At 56.5% G+C, this 17,891-nt stretch carries 14 protein-coding genes; 2 read left to right on the top strand and 12 right to left on the bottom strand.

Annotated elements, in window-relative coordinates; translation table 11 throughout:
* Positions 1 to 145 precede the first annotated feature (145 nt).
* The gene (locus tag Q31a_RS29470) at positions 146 to 850 is read right to left on the bottom strand and encodes a sensor histidine kinase (protein ID WP_145086442.1); all 705 of its coding nucleotides are present in this window, start codon (positions 848 to 850) and stop codon (positions 146 to 148) included.
* Positions 851 to 1,278: 428 nt separating this feature from the next.
* Between Q31a_RS29470 and kdsB the strand changes: the two genes are divergently transcribed.
* A complete protein-coding gene (gene kdsB, locus Q31a_RS29465) occupies positions 1,279 to 2,079 on the top strand; it encodes a 3-deoxy-manno-octulosonate cytidylyltransferase (RefSeq protein ID WP_145087771.1) in 801 nt (266 codons plus the stop codon).
* Positions 2,080 to 2,091: 12 nt separating this feature from the next.
* Here kdsB and Q31a_RS29460 read toward each other — a convergent pair whose 3' ends face one another.
* From Q31a_RS29460 to Q31a_RS29410, 11 genes are all read right to left on the bottom strand, one after another.
* On the bottom strand, positions 2,092 to 2,421 hold the full coding sequence (locus tag Q31a_RS29460) for a MazG nucleotide pyrophosphohydrolase domain-containing protein (RefSeq protein WP_145086439.1): 330 nt from the start codon (positions 2,419 to 2,421) through the stop codon (positions 2,092 to 2,094).
* On the bottom strand, positions 2,408 to 4,468 hold the full coding sequence (locus tag Q31a_RS29455) for a molybdopterin-containing oxidoreductase family protein (RefSeq protein ID WP_145086436.1): 2,061 nt from the start codon (positions 4,466 to 4,468) through the stop codon (positions 2,408 to 2,410). Before Q31a_RS29455 ends, Q31a_RS29460 begins: the two co-directional genes overlap by 14 nt.
* Positions 4,469 to 4,475: 7 nt before the next feature.
* On the bottom strand, positions 4,476 to 5,606 hold the full coding sequence (locus Q31a_RS29450) for a hypothetical protein (protein ID WP_145086433.1): 1,131 nt from the start codon (positions 5,604 to 5,606) through the stop codon (positions 4,476 to 4,478).
* Between the two features lie 203 nt (positions 5,607 to 5,809).
* The gene (locus Q31a_RS29445; RefSeq protein ID WP_145086430.1) at positions 5,810 to 7,492 is read right to left on the bottom strand and encodes a Na/Pi cotransporter family protein; all 1,683 of its coding nucleotides are present in this window, start codon (positions 7,490 to 7,492) and stop codon (positions 5,810 to 5,812) included.
* A 166-nt stretch (positions 7,493 to 7,658) separates the two neighbouring features.
* Positions 7,659 to 8,441 carry a phytanoyl-CoA dioxygenase family protein gene (locus Q31a_RS29440; protein WP_145086427.1) on the bottom strand — a complete coding sequence of 261 codons (783 nt, stop codon included), beginning with the start codon at positions 8,439 to 8,441 and terminating at the stop codon, positions 7,659 to 7,661.
* 20 nt (positions 8,442 to 8,461) lie between these two features.
* Positions 8,462 to 9,310, bottom strand: a complete 849-nt coding sequence (locus Q31a_RS29435; protein ID WP_145086424.1) for a sugar phosphate isomerase/epimerase family protein — start codon at positions 9,308 to 9,310, stop codon at positions 8,462 to 8,464.
* Between the two features lie 96 nt (positions 9,311 to 9,406).
* A complete protein-coding gene (locus tag Q31a_RS29430; protein WP_231690998.1) occupies positions 9,407 to 12,124 on the bottom strand; it encodes a DEAD/DEAH box helicase in 2,718 nt (905 codons plus the stop codon).
* 132 nt (positions 12,125 to 12,256) lie between these two features.
* Entirely contained in the window at positions 12,257 to 12,910 is a 654-nt protein-coding gene (locus Q31a_RS29425; RefSeq protein ID WP_145086418.1) for a hypothetical protein, read from the bottom strand.
* Positions 12,911 to 12,929: 19 nt separating this feature from the next.
* Complete coding sequence (locus Q31a_RS29420; protein ID WP_145086416.1) at positions 12,930 to 14,060, bottom strand: Gfo/Idh/MocA family protein; 1,131 nt, start codon at positions 14,058 to 14,060, stop codon at positions 12,930 to 12,932.
* Between the two features lie 46 nt (positions 14,061 to 14,106).
* A complete protein-coding gene (locus Q31a_RS29415) occupies positions 14,107 to 15,135 on the bottom strand; it encodes a sugar phosphate isomerase/epimerase family protein (RefSeq protein WP_145086413.1) in 1,029 nt (342 codons plus the stop codon).
* 91 nt (positions 15,136 to 15,226) lie between these two features.
* Positions 15,227 to 16,492, bottom strand: a complete 1,266-nt coding sequence (locus Q31a_RS29410; protein WP_145086411.1) for a cupin domain-containing protein — start codon at positions 16,490 to 16,492, stop codon at positions 15,227 to 15,229.
* 119 nt (positions 16,493 to 16,611) lie between these two features.
* Between Q31a_RS29410 and Q31a_RS29405 the strand changes: the two genes are divergently transcribed.
* Positions 16,612 to 17,781, top strand: coding sequence for an aldose 1-epimerase family protein (locus tag Q31a_RS29405; RefSeq protein WP_145086408.1), 1,170 nt, complete (start codon positions 16,612 to 16,614; stop codon positions 17,779 to 17,781).
* The last annotated feature ends 110 nt before the right edge of the window (positions 17,782 to 17,891 follow it).

Genomic DNA, 17,891 nt, shown 5'->3' with positions numbered 1-17,891 from the left:
GGTGGGAGGGAGAGGCGGGTGGGCTACAGGACGGGGGGAGGTGGTTGAAGCACGCTTTAAGCGTGAGTATCGACCACTTGAACTCATCCATCTTACTCTGAATCGCTAGTTCAGGGCAAGCAGATAAAATGCGTAGCCAAAGGGACTAGCTAATTCTAGCGGGGGTGGGAAACTCGAGCATGAACTTCGTCCCACGTCCCATTTCACTCTGAACGCTAATTCGGCCACCATGCGCCTCAATAATCTTGCGGGCCGTCGGTAGCCCCAGCCCGGAACCGCCATTCTTGGTGGAGTAGAAGGGCTCGAACATGTGGATTGCCGTGCCGTCGTCCATACCACAGCCGGTGTCGATTAAATCAAGAGCCACGCCTCTGGGGGTTGTGTAGGTTCGCACGACAAATTCCCCGCCGTCCTCCATCGATTCAAACGCGTTTTTCACTAAATTGATCAAGGCGCCTTGGAGGGAATCGCTGTGTAGCAGGATGCTGGGCAGGTCGGTATCGAGATACCTTAGGACATCGATGTTGGACTTGTCGGCCTGAGCTTGATAGAGACGCAGTACGGTATCGACTTGTTCATTGAGATCGCCGGGGGTCATTTCCAGGTCGCGCATGCCGGCGTATCGCAGGAAATCGCGGAGCAAATGCTCCATTCGCTGGCATTGTTGGCGAATCATGTCGACTTTGGCTTCCGCCCGCCGACGGCCAGGCCAATCAAAATCGCTCAGCTCCTCGCTCAGGAGGTCTGCATTCATATGAATAACCGACAGCGGATTCTTGATCTCGTGGGCCAACGAGCCAGCCAATTCTGCCAGTTCGTGAAACTGTTTGACCAGTTCGCTCTCGTCCATTGCTTCCAATGTTGGGTTCCCTTGAATTGATGGAGGTATTCTTCCGCTGATTATAGACCCAATAACCACAATGGAATCTCCCCTTTGGGGTTCCGGTGAGGGTTCGCCCCACTTTGCCGGTGTTGCGTGGGATCCCCTGTCACGGAATCTGGGCCGGATTTTGGCATGCTAGCGTGCGAGCATCGCTTTTCCACGGGCACGCGAGTTTCTTCGGGCACGCGAGGATTGGCGGGGGGCTGGGGGAATCCCTGCGACCGCCCCCCTGTGAAATCTTCCGGGCTGGCCGCTGCCAAGTGGCCGAGAGGCAGCTTTGCAGAGTGCTCTGGGCGGAGACAAGTTGGTTTGATACAAGAAGGGCAGCGCATGGAAAGTGCTGTAAGCCCCACGACACGGAGTCCGTTTTGATGAGTTCTTCACCCGCTCAATTGATGTCTAACAGTTCCTCCACTGCTTACCCACGTCTTCATCAGCGGAGTCAGATCGTGATTCCAGCTCGATTGGCTTCGACGCGTCTACCGCAAAAGCTGCTGTTGCGTGAAACCGGAAAACCGGTCCTGCAGCATACCTTTGAAGCGGCGGGCCTGGCGCATCGTCCTTCGGGCATTACCGTGGCGGTAGATTGTCCCGAGCTGGCTGCCGCGGTAACAGGCTTCGGCGGTTCTAGCGTCATGACCGATCCGCTGCTCCCCAGCGGCACCGATCGCGTGGCGACGGTTGCGCGACAGATGCCGGACGTGGAAATCTTCGTGAATGTTCAAGGTGATGAACCTGAGATAACCGGGCAGGCAATCGACCTCGTGATCGAGATGCTCGAAAAAAATCCATCCGCTCAAGTGGCTACGCTGGCGGCGCCGATTCGCGAACGCGATCGCCTTGAGGATCCGGCTTGCGTGAAAGTGGTACGGGCGGGAGATGGACGGGCACTCTATTTTAGTCGCAGCCCCATCCCGCACGCGCGCAGTTGGGATGATTCGATGATGCAGCACGAGCCACCTCTGTTCTTGCAGCACATTGGCATCTATGCCTACCGACGCGACTTTCTCTTAACATTGAACGAGCTGCCTGAAAGCCAGCTTGAGCCCGTTGAAAAACTCGAACAACTCCGCTTTCTAGAGGCGGGGGCAACCATCATGGTCGGCCTGATCAACCATGCCTTGAAAGGCATTGACACCCCGGCGGACTATCGCGCCTTTGTCCAGCGCCAAAGCCGTTTGACGCTGGTGGGTTAGCGGTCTACCGCCTCACGGTTTTTCTTGCATGGGGCAGGTGCACACGAGACGCCCGCAACCTGGGCAACCGGTGCCATACTTATCCTGGATCGCTTGCCCCAAATCGACTCCAGCCACGTTGGCAATGGTGGTCAGCCAAGCCAGTACGTCCGCGAATTCGCCGCAGCGCTCCTCATGCGTTCCTTGGCGAAGTGCCGACGCCAGCTCGCCAACCTCTTCCATCAGCCACATGAACGTGCCGTCGATTCCGCGCTGCACATCTTTCTCGTAGTACATGTCACGGATCTTGGCTTGGAAATCGGTCAGCGATACGTCTGGTTTAGCTTGATCAGAGGTCGTCATCGGTTGTCGAACCATCATGGGAGTTAGGGGCAACGGGGAGTGGAGCGGGCGCGATGTGGACGACGGCATTTCCAAACGTGGAGCCGCCGCCAAGGTCGGTGAGTCGTTGGCTAGTGAGCTCGTTGAGCCCTCTTCTGTCCGGCGAAAGTTTGGGCCACCACAGTCCCAAAGCCACGACGACACCTTGCCGTGCATCGGTCGAAACTATCGCTTTGCGGATAATCGAGCCTTGCTGGCTGGTAATGCGAATGGGCCCACCGTCTTGCACTCCGTACGCTGACGCGTCGTCGGGGTGAATCAAGACCGTCGGCTCGCCCCCAGCCGCTTTGATCAGTGAGGTGAGATTGCCCATGCTCGTATTGAGCATGTAGGCGCCGGGCGGAGAGATGAGCCGCAATGGAAACTCTGGGGACAACCGCTCTTGGAAGTCGATCTGTTGCGGTGCAGGGGTAAAGCGGATTTTGCGATCGGTGAAATTGCTGCCAGCCGAGTAGGGACGAAAGTCAACGGGCAGATTCAGCCGAATGCTGCGTTGCTCGCGCAGCTGCTCGAATCGGATCCCTGATACATGGGGATGTGCACTGTCAAGTAGCTCGCGCGCGAGCTCTTCGGTCGACATCCGGAAGACCTCGTCATCCAGCCCCAGTCGAGCGGCCAATTGTTGAAAGACCCAACTGTTGGGCCGCGCTTCACCACGGGCTGGCACAATGGCCTCGGCCCACTGAAGGTAGTAGTGGCCGTAGGCGGTGTAAAGGTCGGGATGTTCGACAAAGGTCGTGGCGGGTAAGAGAATGTCGGCATAGTCCGCGGTGTCGGTTTGGAAGTGGTCGAGGACCACCGTGAATAAATCTTCCCTGGTCAATCCACGGTGAACGGACTGCGAATCTGGGGCGACTGCCGCTGGGTTGGAGTTGAAGACAAACAGCGTTGAGATCGGATTTTGCTCGGCCTGCAATGCGCTGCCAAGTTCATTGTGATTGACATGGGGACGGTCCGCGTGCAGGAGATGGAGTCCCGAGTAGCGGGTTGTATTGAGACCAAACGCACCACTGGTCGACAGGGCGCCACCGCCGCCACGATGTTTCCAACTGCCCAATAGTGCAGGCAGCAAGGTAATGGCGCGAACCGCATTGCCACCCCCTTCGTTGCGCGACATGCCATAGCCGATTTTGATGAACGTGGCAGGTTCGCCTCCCATGTCGCAGGCAAGCTGAGCGATGGCTTGGGGCTCGAGTCCGCAGAACTCGGCGGCGCGTGCGATGGGCCACTCAGCACAGGCCTGCCGATAGTCGCTTAAGTCGTTGGCGTAGGTCTCCAGGTAATCGCGATCCTCAAGTCCTTGGCGTAGGATTTCGCCACCGATGGCAAGTGCCAGGGCCGCGTCGGTCCCCACCTTAATCTGCCAATGCTCATCGGCAAAGCGACTGGTCTCGTTGCGGTAGGGATCGATGTGCACGATCCGAGCGCCTTGCTTGCGAGCTTCTTTCAGCCACGGGACGAGATGGCTGTTAGAGCGCAAGACGTTGATCCCCCACAGGAGGATCAACTGAGAGTGCGCCACTTGTTCGGGCGGAGTCGACATCTTCTCGGGGCCGTAGTTGGCCTCCCAGCCAGCACTGGCCGTCGCTGAGCAGATTGTCCAATCCAGTTCGGCTGCTCCCAAGCCACGGAAGAAAGCGAGGGGGTGATCGCGCTCGATCAGTCCCATCGTACCGGCGTAGCAGTAAGGCAAGATACTCTCCGGCCCGAATTTCTTGATGGCTTCGGTAACCTTTTCCGCGATCGTCTGGAGTGCTTCCTCCCAAGAAATCGGCGCGAAGCGACCCTCTCCTTTAGCTCCGGTTCGCTTGAGAGGCGTCAGCAGACGCTCCGGATGCTGCTGACGCTCTGGATACTTGGCCATTTTGACGCAAGCAAATCCTCGCGTAATAGGATGCCGTGAATTTCCGGCAAGCTGCAGCATGCGGCCATCTTGGACGGTAATGTCCAAGGCGCAAGTGTCTGGGCAGTCCAGCGGGCAAACCGATTGGAGGACCGACAATTTCATGGGAAGCTCAGCCATCGTGGGACTTTGAGGCAGCATCATGGGTCCTCGCGAGGTAGCGGAGCAATGCTGCTTGGAAGGCGATCGATTCCGGATGGGCGTGGTGCACCTTGGCGTAAAGATTCAAGGTGTTGACTAGAGCTTCCGAATGAGTCATCAACCGGTCGAGCTCCACTGCCAAGTGATGGAGGCTCGATGGGGAGAACTGCCGTGCCTCGGCGATGACTAACATCAACCATAAACTAGGATCGCTCGTCTCGGCGCGAAGCTCAGCGATGCGTAGGGCAAGGCCATCCGCCTGTAGTCGTTGCAGGCCGCGAGTAATCCATTGTTGGTTGCTCAATCCGCCTTGAGGGAATTGTTCGATGAAAACTTGTCCCGCAGCAGGTGACCGGGTGCGCACTAGCGCCTCGACAGCATTGACGTGGACCGACTCGCGCTGGTCCAAGAGGTGTTGAGCGAGGTGTTCGGAGATGTCGGGTTCTGGAAAGGCAATCAAGCTCTGCAGTGTCAGCCGAAAACTCGCTGCGGACGGCCCCGTGTCCGCAGGGCGGTTGGCGAGAACTCCCGGGAGATTCATGTAATCGGGATGCTGCCGTCGCAGGGCTTCTAGTGCTGCGACGCCTTGTAGGTTGGCGGCCACATCGTCAGGTGATTCCGCTAGTTTCCCAATGGCCGCGTCGAGCAATTCTGCCAAGCTATCGGCCGGGAGCGTTGCCAGTTCCAACCGCGTGAGAAGATTTGCCATCGAGACACGGAAAAAGATTTTAGACTGGGCAACGGTGTGTTGGAGTCGTTCCAGGTGGGGTGCCAGTTCGCTGGCTGGCAGTCTCACGACTTGCTCCACCAGTTTGCCGGCGCACCGCGTCGACTTATCGGTGAGAGGTTTGCCTTGCGACATGTGGACAGCGAGCTGGCAGACCTCATCGACGCGCGTTCCCGCAATGGGCAAATAGGACAGCATGGGGAAGTCTGGGAAGGCTGAATTGGGGCCCCACTCTTTCCAGCCCGCCAACACGTTTTCCAAGATGGCATCATCCGCAGCATAGCTCTCGCAGAGCGTGCTGAGAGCGATGTCACGCAGTACCTCGTCGGGCGATGCCAGCAGTTCAATCAGCGATTTCTGAGGATTTGAGTTCACCGTAATCCTTCTTTTCGTGTGGCTGAGTTTTCCCTAGCCAGCGATGTATTCTCGCTCAAGGTATGGGGCGTGGAGAATTCAAAGTCGGAGTTGAAGCAGTGACTCCGTTGTCGGCCGCCCGCAGGCGGGGAGCCTGACGGAATTCCGGAAGAGACAGGGACCCGCCTGCTTGAGCGTGATAGCTGCGGGGCTGTTTGTGATTATTATCTCTTGTCCGCGATGGTTTCGGCCACATTCTGGATGTGATCTCGAATGCGGGTGAAGGCATTCAAACTCGCCAGATAGGCCACAATCACCAAGGGAGGCGTTTCGCCAGCGGACAGCACTTCCAGGTTCTTGCGACGCAGCGCTTTGATTTCGTCGCGAATGCGCCTGGATAGGGGGGCGGACTTCGCCAATACATTGTGGTTGTCCGCACGCAGGGCTTCGTTGATCACACCTAAGTATTCCGCTAAGTGCTGGTTCAATTTGCCCAGATCCGAGCGTTGTATCTCGGTAAATCGGAATCCGTCTCGACGCAGTTTGCGATCAAATTTATCGAGGCTGGCTATGTAGTCGCTAATCGATTCGTATTCGTCCGCCATTCGCATTTGTTGACGGCCCTCCGCCGCGGTCTCATGCGACACATTGGAGGAGAGCAGGTGCGTCACAAAATTCGAGACTTCATCCTGGACGGAATCTAGCACTTTTTCACGGTGTTTCAGGCGGTCTGCGAGAGTCTTATCGGGCGAATCCTGCTGCAATAAATCTACCTGCCAGGCCAGCATCTTCATGCAACCATCGCTCATCTTGATGATCTCTTTGCGAGATTGTTCAATCGCCATCAATGGTGAATCGAGGATGCGCACATCGAGATCGGTGAGATGCGATTTCTCCTTGAACGGCTTGCCCGGCACGACTCGTATCAGAACCTTCACAATGAGTGGCACGAAGGCAACGAAGAGAAGCGTATTGGCGATGTTGAAAATCGTATGGGTGGCTGCGATCGCGGACACCGTATGTGGATAAGTATTCTTTCCATCGACCACGACCGCTTCGGTGATATTCGGACCCAAAATCATTTGAATTAGATCGATGTACCAGGGGAAAACCAACGTGATCCAGAATACACCGAACAGGTTGAATGCGACGTGAAAGTAGGCGGCGCGGCGGGCATTGGTGGTGGTGCCCAAGGAGGCCAGAAAGGCGGTGATCGTCGTGCCGATGTTCTCTCCCAGGACTAGTGCGGCTGCCGTGGGGTAGGAAATAATGCCCTGGGTCGCCAGCGAAATGGTAATTCCCAAGGTAGCAGAGGAGGATTGCACCATCGTCGTTAGGACGCAGCCAGCCAAGGCGCACTTCAGCACGCCGAGATAATTGTCCGCATTGAACTTGTGGAACCAAGCTTCGAAGTCGGGCAGGTCCTTAATTGTTGAGCAGGCATCTTTCATGACTTCTAGCCCAAAAAACACCATACCGATTCCGAGCACGGTCATCGCCAAGTAGCGAATTCGATCGCCGCGCGAGAAAAGATAGGCAAAAGCGGCAATGCCTAGCAGCGGCAAGCCATACTTGCCTATCTTCAGCACTAGGATCCAGCCGGTAATGGTCGTGCCAATGTTGGCACCCATGATGACACCGACACCCTGCGCGAGCTCCATAACTCCACTGTTGACGAAGCCGACCACCATCACGGTGGTTATCGAACTCGACTGCACGACGCAGGTGACGATCACGCCTACGGAAATAGCCAGAAAACGGTTATTGGTGACTGCACCAATGAGTCGTCTGAGACTGCTGCCAGCGACAGCTTGCATCCCGTCAGACATGTTTTTCATGCCGAGGAGGAAGATTCCCAGGCCGCCGACGAGTTCAAAGACTAACTTGGTGAGTGCTTCTGTATCCAATAGTCGACTGCTTCGAGATAAGGTGCTGGTGCGGAGGAGTAAGCTGAGTGGACTTGGGCGAGCGAGATAGCGTTGTAACGACCACTCGCCTTATTGGGTAGGACCACTTGGCAGCACAAGCATGAAGCATTTTGGGGTGAAAATCAAGAATGTCCTCTTTCGCTTGCTAATCAAGCGACGCAAGTTGGGCGGCCGCCGTAGCCTCAAACTGCGCGTCCTCGAGCAATGTAAGGGGCGAATAGTTGGGGTGTCGCGATGCCTTATAAGGGTCGTTACTCTTGGTGTTGTAACAGCAAATCAAAGACCAGCGAGGGTCGGAGCTTGTGTTTTGATCACTGCGATGCAGCAAATTGCCATGGAAAAACAGGCCGTCACCAGGTTCCATCTCCACGTACTCCAGGGGTAACCTCTCCAAGGCGGCTGCAACCCGCTCGGGATCAGCACCGGTTTGGCCACCCACCTTCAGGTGGTTTATTCTCCCCATATGATGCGAGCCGGGGATGACCTGCAGGCAGCCGTTTTCGCGCGTGGCGCGATCGACGGCAATGAAGCAGCTGCCCATAGTGGGGTAGAGGCAGCCGTAGTCGTACCAATAGCCGTAATCCTGATGCCATTCCCAGGCGCCGCCTACGAGTGGCTCCTTGAGCATCATTTTGTGGTGGTAGTGGTAGGCTTCGTCTCCCAGCAGCCGCGTCATGTTTTCGGCGACGCGACGGGAGCGGACAACCGCAGCGTAGAGGTTGTCGTCCAAGTCATTGCTCAGGGCCAGCGTGGTGGTGCCACCCTGAGCGTCGGTGCGGCTGGTTGCCTTGGCTGAGATGCGTTGGTCAGCTCGCGCGTAACGGCTGAGAAGTTCGGTCTCACGCGCTTTGAACAACTCTCGGACGACGATAAAGCCATCGCGATCGAATTGTGACTTGTCACTGTTCTGGGAGCTGAAGAAGGTCATCGTAAATCCCCTTGGTAGGATCAATTGCAGTGCTTGGCAACTTGCTGCTTCATGAATGCCAGGCCATCTTTGGCCAATTGCAATTCGCTATCATACATGCGTCGCCAGATTTTCGTTGCGGCAGCCACTTCGGGTAGCGAGAGCCCAAACGCTTCGATGACCAACCAGCTATCGTATTTAATTTCGGCGATGGCCGAAAAGTTCTTTTCCCACTGAATGTTGCCCGCACCGGGGGTGCTGCGGTCATTTTCGCTGATATGGATGTGGCACAAAACGTCTTTGATTTCACGGAGTGTGGCCGGAATGTCCTTCTCTTCAATATTGCTATGGAAGGTGTCGTACATGATTCCGCAGGCAGGATGGTCGACCTCTCGCGCGAAACGGGCCGAGTCGGCGTGCGCGTTGAGGAGATAGCACTCGAAGCGGTTGAGCGCTTCAACCCCCAGTTTGACTCCCACCGAGCCGGCATGCTCAGCCACAGCCCGCATGCTTTCCACTCCCCAAGCCCATTCGTCCTGGGTGGGGCCAGCGCCGCTAAAGTGGCCGATGGCGGAGTGGTAGGGGCCTACCAAGGTCTGGACCCCCAAAGCAGCGCAACAATCGAGCGTCTTCTTGGTGAGCTCAATTCCCTTGGCTCGGACCTGCGCATCGGGGCTGATCGGATTGTCTTCTAGATTACGGACCGTTACCGCGGTGCGTTCGAGCCCCAGGTCATCTAGCCGCTTGCCCCAAGCCGCGTAATCCAGATCGAGGTTGAACATGGGGATCTCCACCCCGTCAAATCCGTAGCTCTTGAGGGTTTCGATGGTGGGCAGCATTGCGTCATTGATTTCACCGCCCCATAGCAACAGGTTCATTCCGAATTTCATCTATTTCTCCCAAGAGTTTGTAGCAAATGCGTGGGCCATCGGGCCACCTTAACGGTTTTTTAGACAAAGTGTAGGCGAGCGTTGGCGGGAAGTCGACTATTGCAGCAATTTCGCCAGCGTGGTGGCCAGGTCGCGGAGCGCGTGGTCGTTCGGCAAGCTGATCTTCAGGCTAGGTCGGCCCGCTTCATCACGATCGACGCATTGGGACAGTTTTCCGACCCACTTGTCGACAACCTCGGCGGATGGTTGGTTGGAGCGCTCGCTGCCAAACAATTCACCTGCTAGTGAAAGTGCGGCACTGACCAGTTGTCCACTGGCCAACGAAACCTTTTCGCGGCGTTCGACTGTCAGTGCTTGCGCTTCCGCTTCCACGCGACGTTGTTGGCTTTCATCAATGGCCGCCTGGGGAGGACTTAGGATGATCTCCAAGCGGCGTTTTAGATCTTCCATGCCGCTGGTCATGGCGACTTGGGTGACCTCACTCTCAAAATCGATGGCCGCGTTGGCCAACTCTTGTTTGCTGGCCAAGGTATTCAGCAACCCCTCTTCGATCGTCGGCTGGCTGCGGCAGGTGGTCACCAATTTGTAGACATGAACTGGGTTCTTCTGACCCATGCGATAGGCCCGAGCAATCCGCTGTTCGAGCACCGCGGGATTCCAGGGGAGATCCACATTGATGACCGTGTTGGCGGCTTGCAAATTCAAGCCGGTTGAACCCGCATTGGTCATGCAGATGACTCGGCATGCTGGATCCTGTTGGAATCGCTCCACGAGTGCGGCCCGCTTCTTTTGAGGGACCTGGCCGTCGAGACGCACGTATTCACATTCCAAAGTGTCGAGCCGTCGTTCAATCCGATCATGCATTCTTCGCCATTCACTGAATAACACGATCTTTCGCGTGGGATCTTGGATCAGTCCGGCTAACAACTCTCCCAATCGCTCAAGTTTGCTGCTGTACTCAGCCTCTTCTTGATCGATCAAAAACGTGCTGTTGCAAGCCATTCGAGCCATCAGAAGGCTTTTTTGTAAACGCAAGCGGTCCATTTCTGTCATGAATTTCTTGGCAGATATTTGAGCCACCACCTGCAAGTTTGCGTCGTGAATTTCCTTTTGTTCGGCGGTGATCTCACAACGAATCAATTCATCGGTGCGTTGCGGCAATTGCTTGGCGACTTCCGCTCGCGTACGACGCAGCAAGATGGGGTGCAACTTCTCACGCAGTGCATCCAAGTTGCGGTAGGCAAGTGTCTTGCCGCGGTCATCGACGACATGGTGCTGATGGAAAAACTGATAAGCAGGACCGAGCAACGCGTCATCGACAAATCGCGTGACGGTGAATAGCTCGCCTAATCGGTTTTCAAGAGGTGTCCCAGAGAGTACGAGCCGGAAGGTGCTTTCGAGTTGCCGGACGGTATTGCTAATCTTGGATTCCCAGTTCTTGATTCGTTGCCCTTCGTCGAGGATGATCAAGTCCCAGGAGGTGGTCTCGATCGCCGCCAGGTCACGCAATACCTGTTCGTAATTGCAGATGGTGAAGAAGGTGTCACTGGCGTACTGCTCGACCCGCACCGCTCCATTACCTAAGACGATTTGACAGCTCTGGTTACTGAACCGCCGAATCTCGCTTTGCCACTGCGATTTCAACGAGGCGGGACAAATCACTAAGACGCGTTTGATATCGGCCAATTTTTCAAGTAGGACGGCGACGCCAATCCCTTGGATGGTCTTTCCTAGGCCCATGTCGTCAGCCAAGATCGCCCGCCCAGCTCCAGCGGCAAAGGCGATTCCATCCAACTGGTAAGGTAGTAGGGTCGCGTCCAGCAGTTCGCTGCGTAGCGGGTGGTGCTCCACATCGGCCCGGATTTGTTGGCAAGCCTCGCGGACGCGTTGTTGGATCAATTGTCGTTGGATGTATTCTTCAGCATCTGGGAAGATGGTTAGGTCGTATCCCTGCTCCTCGAGTGCTTGGATTTGACGCAAAACCGCTTGAGCATCGGCCACAGGAGCCTGGCTGGCCGAGCCGACAATGTCCTCCAGCTTCGCGTCCTTGCGGTAAGGCAGATTGAATAACAACCCTCGCTCATTTCCATAGCTAAGCCGAAGCGATAGGCGTTTGCGACGGTAGGCCGCGTTGATTTTCGCTGAGGGAAATCGCTTCCTAACCTTCGCCTGCACGTGCAATATATGCTTGCAAGTTCCAAGACGATTGGTGCGGTAATCGGGACAGGTGCAGAATGTGTTGTCTTGGTCCATGCCTCGCAGTGCGACGCGGTAAGTACGGCCCGATTGTTCGCTAGTCACGACATAGTCGACCCACGGTTCATCCGGTTTCATCGAGCGGACGCGCATCGGCTCTTGGCTGGCCCGCTTGTGGCGTTCGGCCAGGGCGCGGACCTGCAGTTCGCTAGCCGTCAGATTCTCCAGGGGGACCGATTCGTCCGGCGGTAGGGCCAGACCTAGGTCGGTCTTGGCATCCAGCAAATATTCCATCGCCGCACCTAAATGCTCGCAGAAAACCTCACACTGCTCACAATTGGTCTGCAGCTGGCGACTCCGTCCCGATTGCAACGTGATTGTCACAACGGCGACACCTCCCTCGATGGCGTCATCGTGGACGTTGATGCGGAGTAGGTCACCCCCTAGGTAGACATCGTCTTCTGAGCTCCCGATCTCGAAATTTCTGCCGGCCTGAATCAACTTGGGGCCGTCGTCCCCCAGCATGTGGCACGCTTGGTAGTAGGTCAGTGTCCCTAAACGTTGGTGGAATACGTTGACTTTGGCCTTGTTCGATTTCGCTGCTGTTTTTGTTGCCACGACGTGCATCCTCATACGCTTGTCACAGAAAAACGAAATCCAATCCACACATGATATCGCCCGCATTCGTGCCTGACCACTCAGTTATCCCCTGGGAGCGTTGACCGTCTGCCTACCAACATTTAGGACTTACTACTTAAGCGTGGAGGTGAGTAGTTCGTCGGCAGACTCACGAACTTGATTGCGGGCAACGGCCAGCCAGGGGGTGAGGGTTTCAGGAAGAAGCGGGAGCTTCACGCGTTGCATAACTCCGTTGAGCTTCTGCCGCAGCAGGCCATCGTCGTGGTAGTCGGCCAAGAATCGCGAGTGGATGAATTTTGGAATCAAGATCGCGAGAGTGTCGAGCGGGCGTGGGCAAATGAGATTGGCGGCCATCTGCACACGCTCGGCGTCGAGTCCTCGGAGCATGTCGTAGTAGGTGTCGAGTAGCTGGGGGTCTCGTTCGCAAAGAATTGCATCGAGCAAGAGTTCGACAGAGATGTGCCCTACAAAACCGGCCTGATGCCCGAGCCCACTGGGTAAAAGCTGCCGGACGTCGACTGCGAATTGCGTGCTGAGTCGTGCGAAGGCGGCAGTCTGGTGAAACCAGTTGTCGTCGTAATGATGCCGCATGACACCCCGCGCAAAGCACGCGACCAGCGGGTCGGCGTGCTTGGTGATTGGCTCTGCATACTGTCGGCGGGCCCGATTCTTGCGATCAATCACATTCAGCCAATCTGGAAGCGCGGTTCCAGCAGCAAAGTAGGGATTGTCGAGATGGAGGTAGGCGTGCCCGAGATAATTCAATGCAGGTGTTCCTCACGCACTACACGTTTTCCCAGCTGCGTTTCTTGGCGCTGGTAAGCACGGCGTCACAAACTCGCTGGGTTTCCAGCGCGTCACGGAACGAGGGGTGCGCTGGCTCGCCCGTATCAAGGCTCTTCAGGAAATCGGCAACTTGGTGCGTAAACGAGTGTTCGTATCCAATTTGCAGTCCTGGGACCCACCAATTGCCCATGTAGGGTTGGTCGCCGTCGGAGACGTGAATGCTTCTCCAGCCGCGTACGATCGATTCATCGGCGTGGTCAAAGTATTCCAGTCGATGTAGGTCATGCAGATCCCAACGAATGCTGGCGTTTTCGCCGTTGATCTCAAACGTATACAGGGCCTTGTGCCCACGTGCATAGCGGGTCGATTCGAACAAACCCAGTGAGCCGTTTTTGAAGTGGCACAGGAAGGAGCAAGCATCGTCGATTTCTACCGGCGTTTTCTTGCCCGTTTCGGCATGCATTCGCTCTTTCACGAAGGTTTCCGTCATGGCGGTGACATCGGTAATGGAACCGTTCAGCCAGAGTGCTGTGTCGATACAGTGGGCCAGCAAGTCGCCGGTCACACCGCTACCTGCCGCGTCGACATCGAGTCGCCAAGTGGCAGCACCGCCTTGTGGGACGTCGGCATTGATCGTCCAGTCTTGCAGGAAATTTGCCCGATAGTGAAAGATGCGCCCGAGCTTGCCGGAGTCTAGAATTTGCTTGGCCAGGGAGACTGCTGGGACGCGACGGTAGTTGTACCAAACCATGTTGGGAACACCCGCCTTCTCGACGGCCGCGACCATCTCTTCACCCTCGGCAGTATTCATGGCCAGTGGCTTTTCGCACAAGATCATCTTGCCAGCCTTGGCCGCTTCGATGGCAATTTCTTTGTGCAGGTTGTTGGGAGTGCAGATATCCACTGCGTCGATATCGTCTCGCTTCAGCAGAGCGCGCCAATCGGTCTCAATCGACTCGTAACCCCAATTTTCGGCAAACGGCTTCGCCTTTTCCAGGTTGCGGGCGCAGAGAGCTTTGAGGACCGGCTTGTGTTCACTCTGGAAGAAGTTCGGGGCTTGGACGTACGCATTGGAGTGCGTCTTGCCCATGAAGCCGTAACCGATCATGCCAATACGGAGTTCTTTCATGGTGTTTTTTCCTACTTAAGGTTTTGGATTGGAGGTGAGTGGCTGTCTACCAACCGTGAGCGTTGCGGACTTGGATCATCGTGTTGAGGATCGTATTCCAAGTCTTGGGCTCTTCCAGAGTGGCATTGGGGAACATGCAGCCATCCCAGCAGATGTGTTGGATACCACGCGCCGCCGCATCTTTGAGCCAGTATCCCGAACATTTGACGATGTCGAGCCGTCCGTTGGGATCGTCGGCTGGACAGTGCTTGCCGGTCTTGTCGTGCGATCCGGCGCCGTGCACTTGGCCATCGTTTTGGGCGACGTGGAAGTCGATCGTCCAAGGGCGGAGTTTGTCGGTCATCTTCTCGTAGGCCGCGTAGAATTCGGCTTCCGAATAGCCTTCGTGGAGCAGCGCGTGCTCGGGTGCGTTGTAGCCCATCAGGTACAAGTAGGTGTGCGCTAGGTCGGCTTGGAACCCAAGTGCTTCGGGCATAGCCACCTCTTCCAGCAGGTCGAGCATGTCCTTCCAGCTGTGCATGCCCGCCCAGCAGATTTCGCCCTCCGCCGCGAGGCGTTCACCCGCGTCCGCAGCCACTTTCGCAGCCTCGCGGAAGGTGTTGGCAATCTTGGTCGTATTGGCTTTAGCGTCAGCCCGCCAAGCTTCCACGCCAAACTCCGCCGAGTCGATGCGAATGCAACCGTAGTCGCGCACCCCATGCTCATTGAAGATTTTTGCAATGCGGCACGCCATCTTAACGGCCGATTGAAATTTGTCGGTGGCTGCCTTGTCTCCCATGGCCGAGTCGCCCACGGTACCAGGCCAAATCGGCGCGACCAGGGAACCAACTTTCAAACCCTTGCTGGCAATCAGATCTGCGATTCCCTTGAGCTCATCGTCGGAGGCTTCTGGATTGGTGTGTGGCAGGAATAGGAAGTAGTCGATGCCTTCGAATTTTTGGCCGTCGACTTCTGCGGCTGCCGTCAGGTCTAGCATTTTCTCCAGGCTGATTGGCGGCTCTTGCCCTTCGTCCGTTCCCTTGCCTACTAATCCGGGCCACATGGCGTTGTGTAGTTTGGGGGAGGCATGACTCATGGTATGGATCCAAAATGTGAGATGAGTTTACAGAGGGGCGACCTGCGCCAGCCAAGTGGAGCAGGCCGCTGCTAAAAGAGCGGGTGGGGGCTTAGCGATTGGCTTGCCAAGCACCGTTGGCAGGGAGGTTGGCGTGGCAATCGGGACCGAAGTAACGCAAGCCAACCAACGGTTCGCTACCGGTGTTTTCGATTTCTACGCCACCGGTGGCCGCTTCGTAAGAAATGAACACTTCGTCCTCGGTGTTTTGGCCGAAATCGATCATGGCAGGTGTCTGCAAGGCGAGTTTGCCCATGCGGCCCTTGCCCTGAACCGTGATCCATCCACTCGCACCAGGATCCTTCAGTGTGCATTTGGCACCCGGATCGACGGTCAATTCCTTGGCGCTAAACATCTGTTGACCGTCAATGGTGCCATAGACAATCCAGCGATCGGTGTATCCGTCGCCGCTGCGGTCGGCGTCGACGATCGGCTCGATGTAATTGGCGTCCTTGAACTGTGGATCGACGTTCTTTTCCCAGTCGAGTTGACCGATAATGAAATCGAGGTCTTGGTGTTTGTCTTCAGGCATGTCCTTGACCAAAAGTTCCCAAGGCACATAGCGGCCTTCGACGATCGATTGGTACATCCCGAACACATCGCTGCCCCATTGAGGCTCATAGGTGCACAGCGAGCCGGGGGCGTGCAGGACGCCTGGGGGAATGAGCCAGCCCGTTCCCCGCTTGAGTCGGTAGGCCTTCGAAAGGTCCAGAATGCCGTTGTCGCCAGCATTCCAGTTCTCCAGGCAGCGGCGAAGTTGGGCCTTGGTTGTACCAGGCTCAAGCCCCATGAAGGTGTAGCTGAAATTGTTGTCGACGTTGTTGTACTGTGGCGGGAAGTAGTAGCTCTCAGGCTTGCCTTCCTGTCCGACGAGCGCGGCATCCGCGGCCGATTGGTGCATGTGGTGAGGAATCGGCCCCATGTTGTCAAAGAACTTCGAATAGACGGGCCAGCGACTGTATTTGCTGAAGGTGGGCTCACCCACGAGGCGTTTGCCCGCTTCGGCCACCGAGTCGCGGAGCAAGAATTTTTGCCCTTCGAACAGGCACATGCTCAGCCCCTCGTGCCAAACGCGGCCGTCATTGGCGGCTTCGGTCGTGCTGGCAAACCAGCGCTCGTCGATTCCGCCTCGATTCGCTCCAAATGCATAAAGGTGGTTCGGGTTCAGTTTGATGCGGCGGCCTGGGTGGAGAAAACTGCGAGGGACCCAGGTAGGGGTCAGTCGCAACAAACCTTCGCCAGCATCGAGCGCTCGGTCTAGGATGGGGGCTACGTTGTCTTTCTTAAGAAGGCCGTCGTCAAGTTTCACATTTGTCATGGGGGTGGTGCCAGGCTGGGAACGGATTGCACGAATTCGAAGAATGCCTGTTTTATTCCGTGCCGACAACCGTTACAAGTAAGGAGCACATTTTTCCGCCACTAAACACCTGTAACACCATGCAAATTACCCTACCCGAAATTAGTCCGATCGATGGGCCAGTGGATCTCTCGAAACCGCTCGCAGACGCCTTGTGCGTCCGTTCGGCAGCGGGGGAATTTCGCATCAAGCGTGTGCGGCTTAGCGGTGGACTAAGTTCCGGCGTTGAGTTGATTTTGGTGGACAACGGAAATGTTCGAGCCGCTATTTGCCCGACTCGCGGCATGGGGCTGTGGAAGATGCAAGTTGGCGATTGTTGCCTCGGTTGGGACTCACCCGTCCCCGGTCCAGTCCACCCGAGTTTCGTCGCGCTGAACGAACCCAGCGGACTTGGCTGGCTGGAAGGGTTTGACGAGTTGTTTGTGCGATGCGGATTGCAGGGATTCGGCCCGCCAGTTTTTGCCGCCAATGGCCAACTGGCTTACCCGCTCCATGGACGGATTGCCAACCTCCCAGCGCGGAGTGTTGAGTTCCATCTGGATCACGAGCGCGCGTCGCTCAGCATCGTCGGCCAAGTCTGCGAAACTCGGTTCTTGCAGCACGATCTGCGTTTGACGGCCAAATACACGTTCCAAGTCGGTAAGCCGTCAGTTCAAATTCACGATCAACTCCTCAATGCAAGTTCCAGTCCCGCCGATGCGCACCTGCTGTACCACATCAATGTTGGTAAGCCCTTGTTGGGAGCGGGCTCGCGAATGGTCGTTTCGGCCGACAATGTGGTGCCCCGCGATGCTCGGGCCGCCGAGGGACTGTCCGAGTGGAGCTCCTACCAAGCTCCGGAAGAAGGCTATACGGAGCAGGCCTATTTCTTTGATAGTCGGGCCGATGCGGAGGGTTGGGGAGGTGCCTTGTTGACTTCTCCAGATGCAGCACAGGGATTTGTCATGCGCTACAAGACCGAGAATTTGCCCTGCTTCACCCAGTGGAAGAACACGCTCCCCGATTGCGATGGGTATGTCACCGGAATGGAACCTGGCACCGGTTTTCCCAATCCCAGGGCCTTTGAGATTGAGCGGGGGAGGGGCCTGCATTTGCAGGGGAGAGAATCTAGAGATTTCCACCTGGAACTGGAGGCGGTGTCGACTCGCGATGGGGTTGCCCAGTGGGGCGAACGCTTGGAGGCCGCGCGTGGCGGGAAAGCGGTTCGAAGTGCCGAGCTCGATCCGCAGCGTTGCCTGCCCCACACCTAGCAGCTAGTCCCGAAAGCTCTAGTGGTAAGGCCCCCGTAGCACTGCTCCTAGTAGTATAGCCCCCCGTAGCATGGCCCCCCCGGGCCGTGTTCCCCCAAAAAATCGCATAT

The organism is Aureliella helgolandensis (assembly GCF_007752135.1).
In the GTDB taxonomy this organism is placed as follows: domain Bacteria; phylum Planctomycetota; class Planctomycetia; order Pirellulales; family Pirellulaceae; genus Aureliella; species Aureliella helgolandensis.
This window is presented reverse-complemented; position numbering and strand designations above follow the sequence as displayed.

What these genes read in the sequence shown, in the direction of transcription:
- Q31a_RS29410 (WP_145086411.1), bottom strand. Translation starts at nt 16,492, where the DNA reads ATGACAAATGTGAAACTTGACGACGGCCTTCTTAAGAAAGACAACGTA.
- Q31a_RS29435 (WP_145086424.1), bottom strand. Translation starts at nt 9,310, where the DNA reads ATGAAATTCGGAATGAACCTGTTGCTATGGGGCGGTGAAATCAATGAC.
- Q31a_RS29405 (WP_145086408.1), top strand. Translation starts at nt 16,612, where the DNA reads ATGCAAATTACCCTACCCGAAATTAGTCCGATCGATGGGCCAGTGGAT.
- kdsB (WP_145087771.1), top strand. Translation starts at nt 1,279, where the DNA reads ATGTCTAACAGTTCCTCCACTGCTTACCCACGTCTTCATCAGCGGAGT.
- Q31a_RS29460 (WP_145086439.1), bottom strand. Translation starts at nt 2,421, where the DNA reads ATGACGACCTCTGATCAAGCTAAACCAGACGTATCGCTGACCGATTTC.
- Q31a_RS29420 (WP_145086416.1), bottom strand. Translation starts at nt 14,060, where the DNA reads ATGAAAGAACTCCGTATTGGCATGATCGGTTACGGCTTCATGGGCAAG.
- Q31a_RS29455 (WP_145086436.1), bottom strand. Translation starts at nt 4,468, where the DNA reads ATGAAATTGTCGGTCCTCCAATCGGTTTGCCCGCTGGACTGCCCAGAC.
- Q31a_RS29470 (WP_145086442.1), bottom strand. Translation starts at nt 850, where the DNA reads ATGGACGAGAGCGAACTGGTCAAACAGTTTCACGAACTGGCAGAATTG.
- Q31a_RS29415 (WP_145086413.1), bottom strand. Translation starts at nt 15,135, where the DNA reads ATGAGTCATGCCTCCCCCAAACTACACAACGCCATGTGGCCCGGATTA.
- Q31a_RS29440 (WP_145086427.1), bottom strand. Translation starts at nt 8,441, where the DNA reads ATGACCTTCTTCAGCTCCCAGAACAGTGACAAGTCACAATTCGATCGC.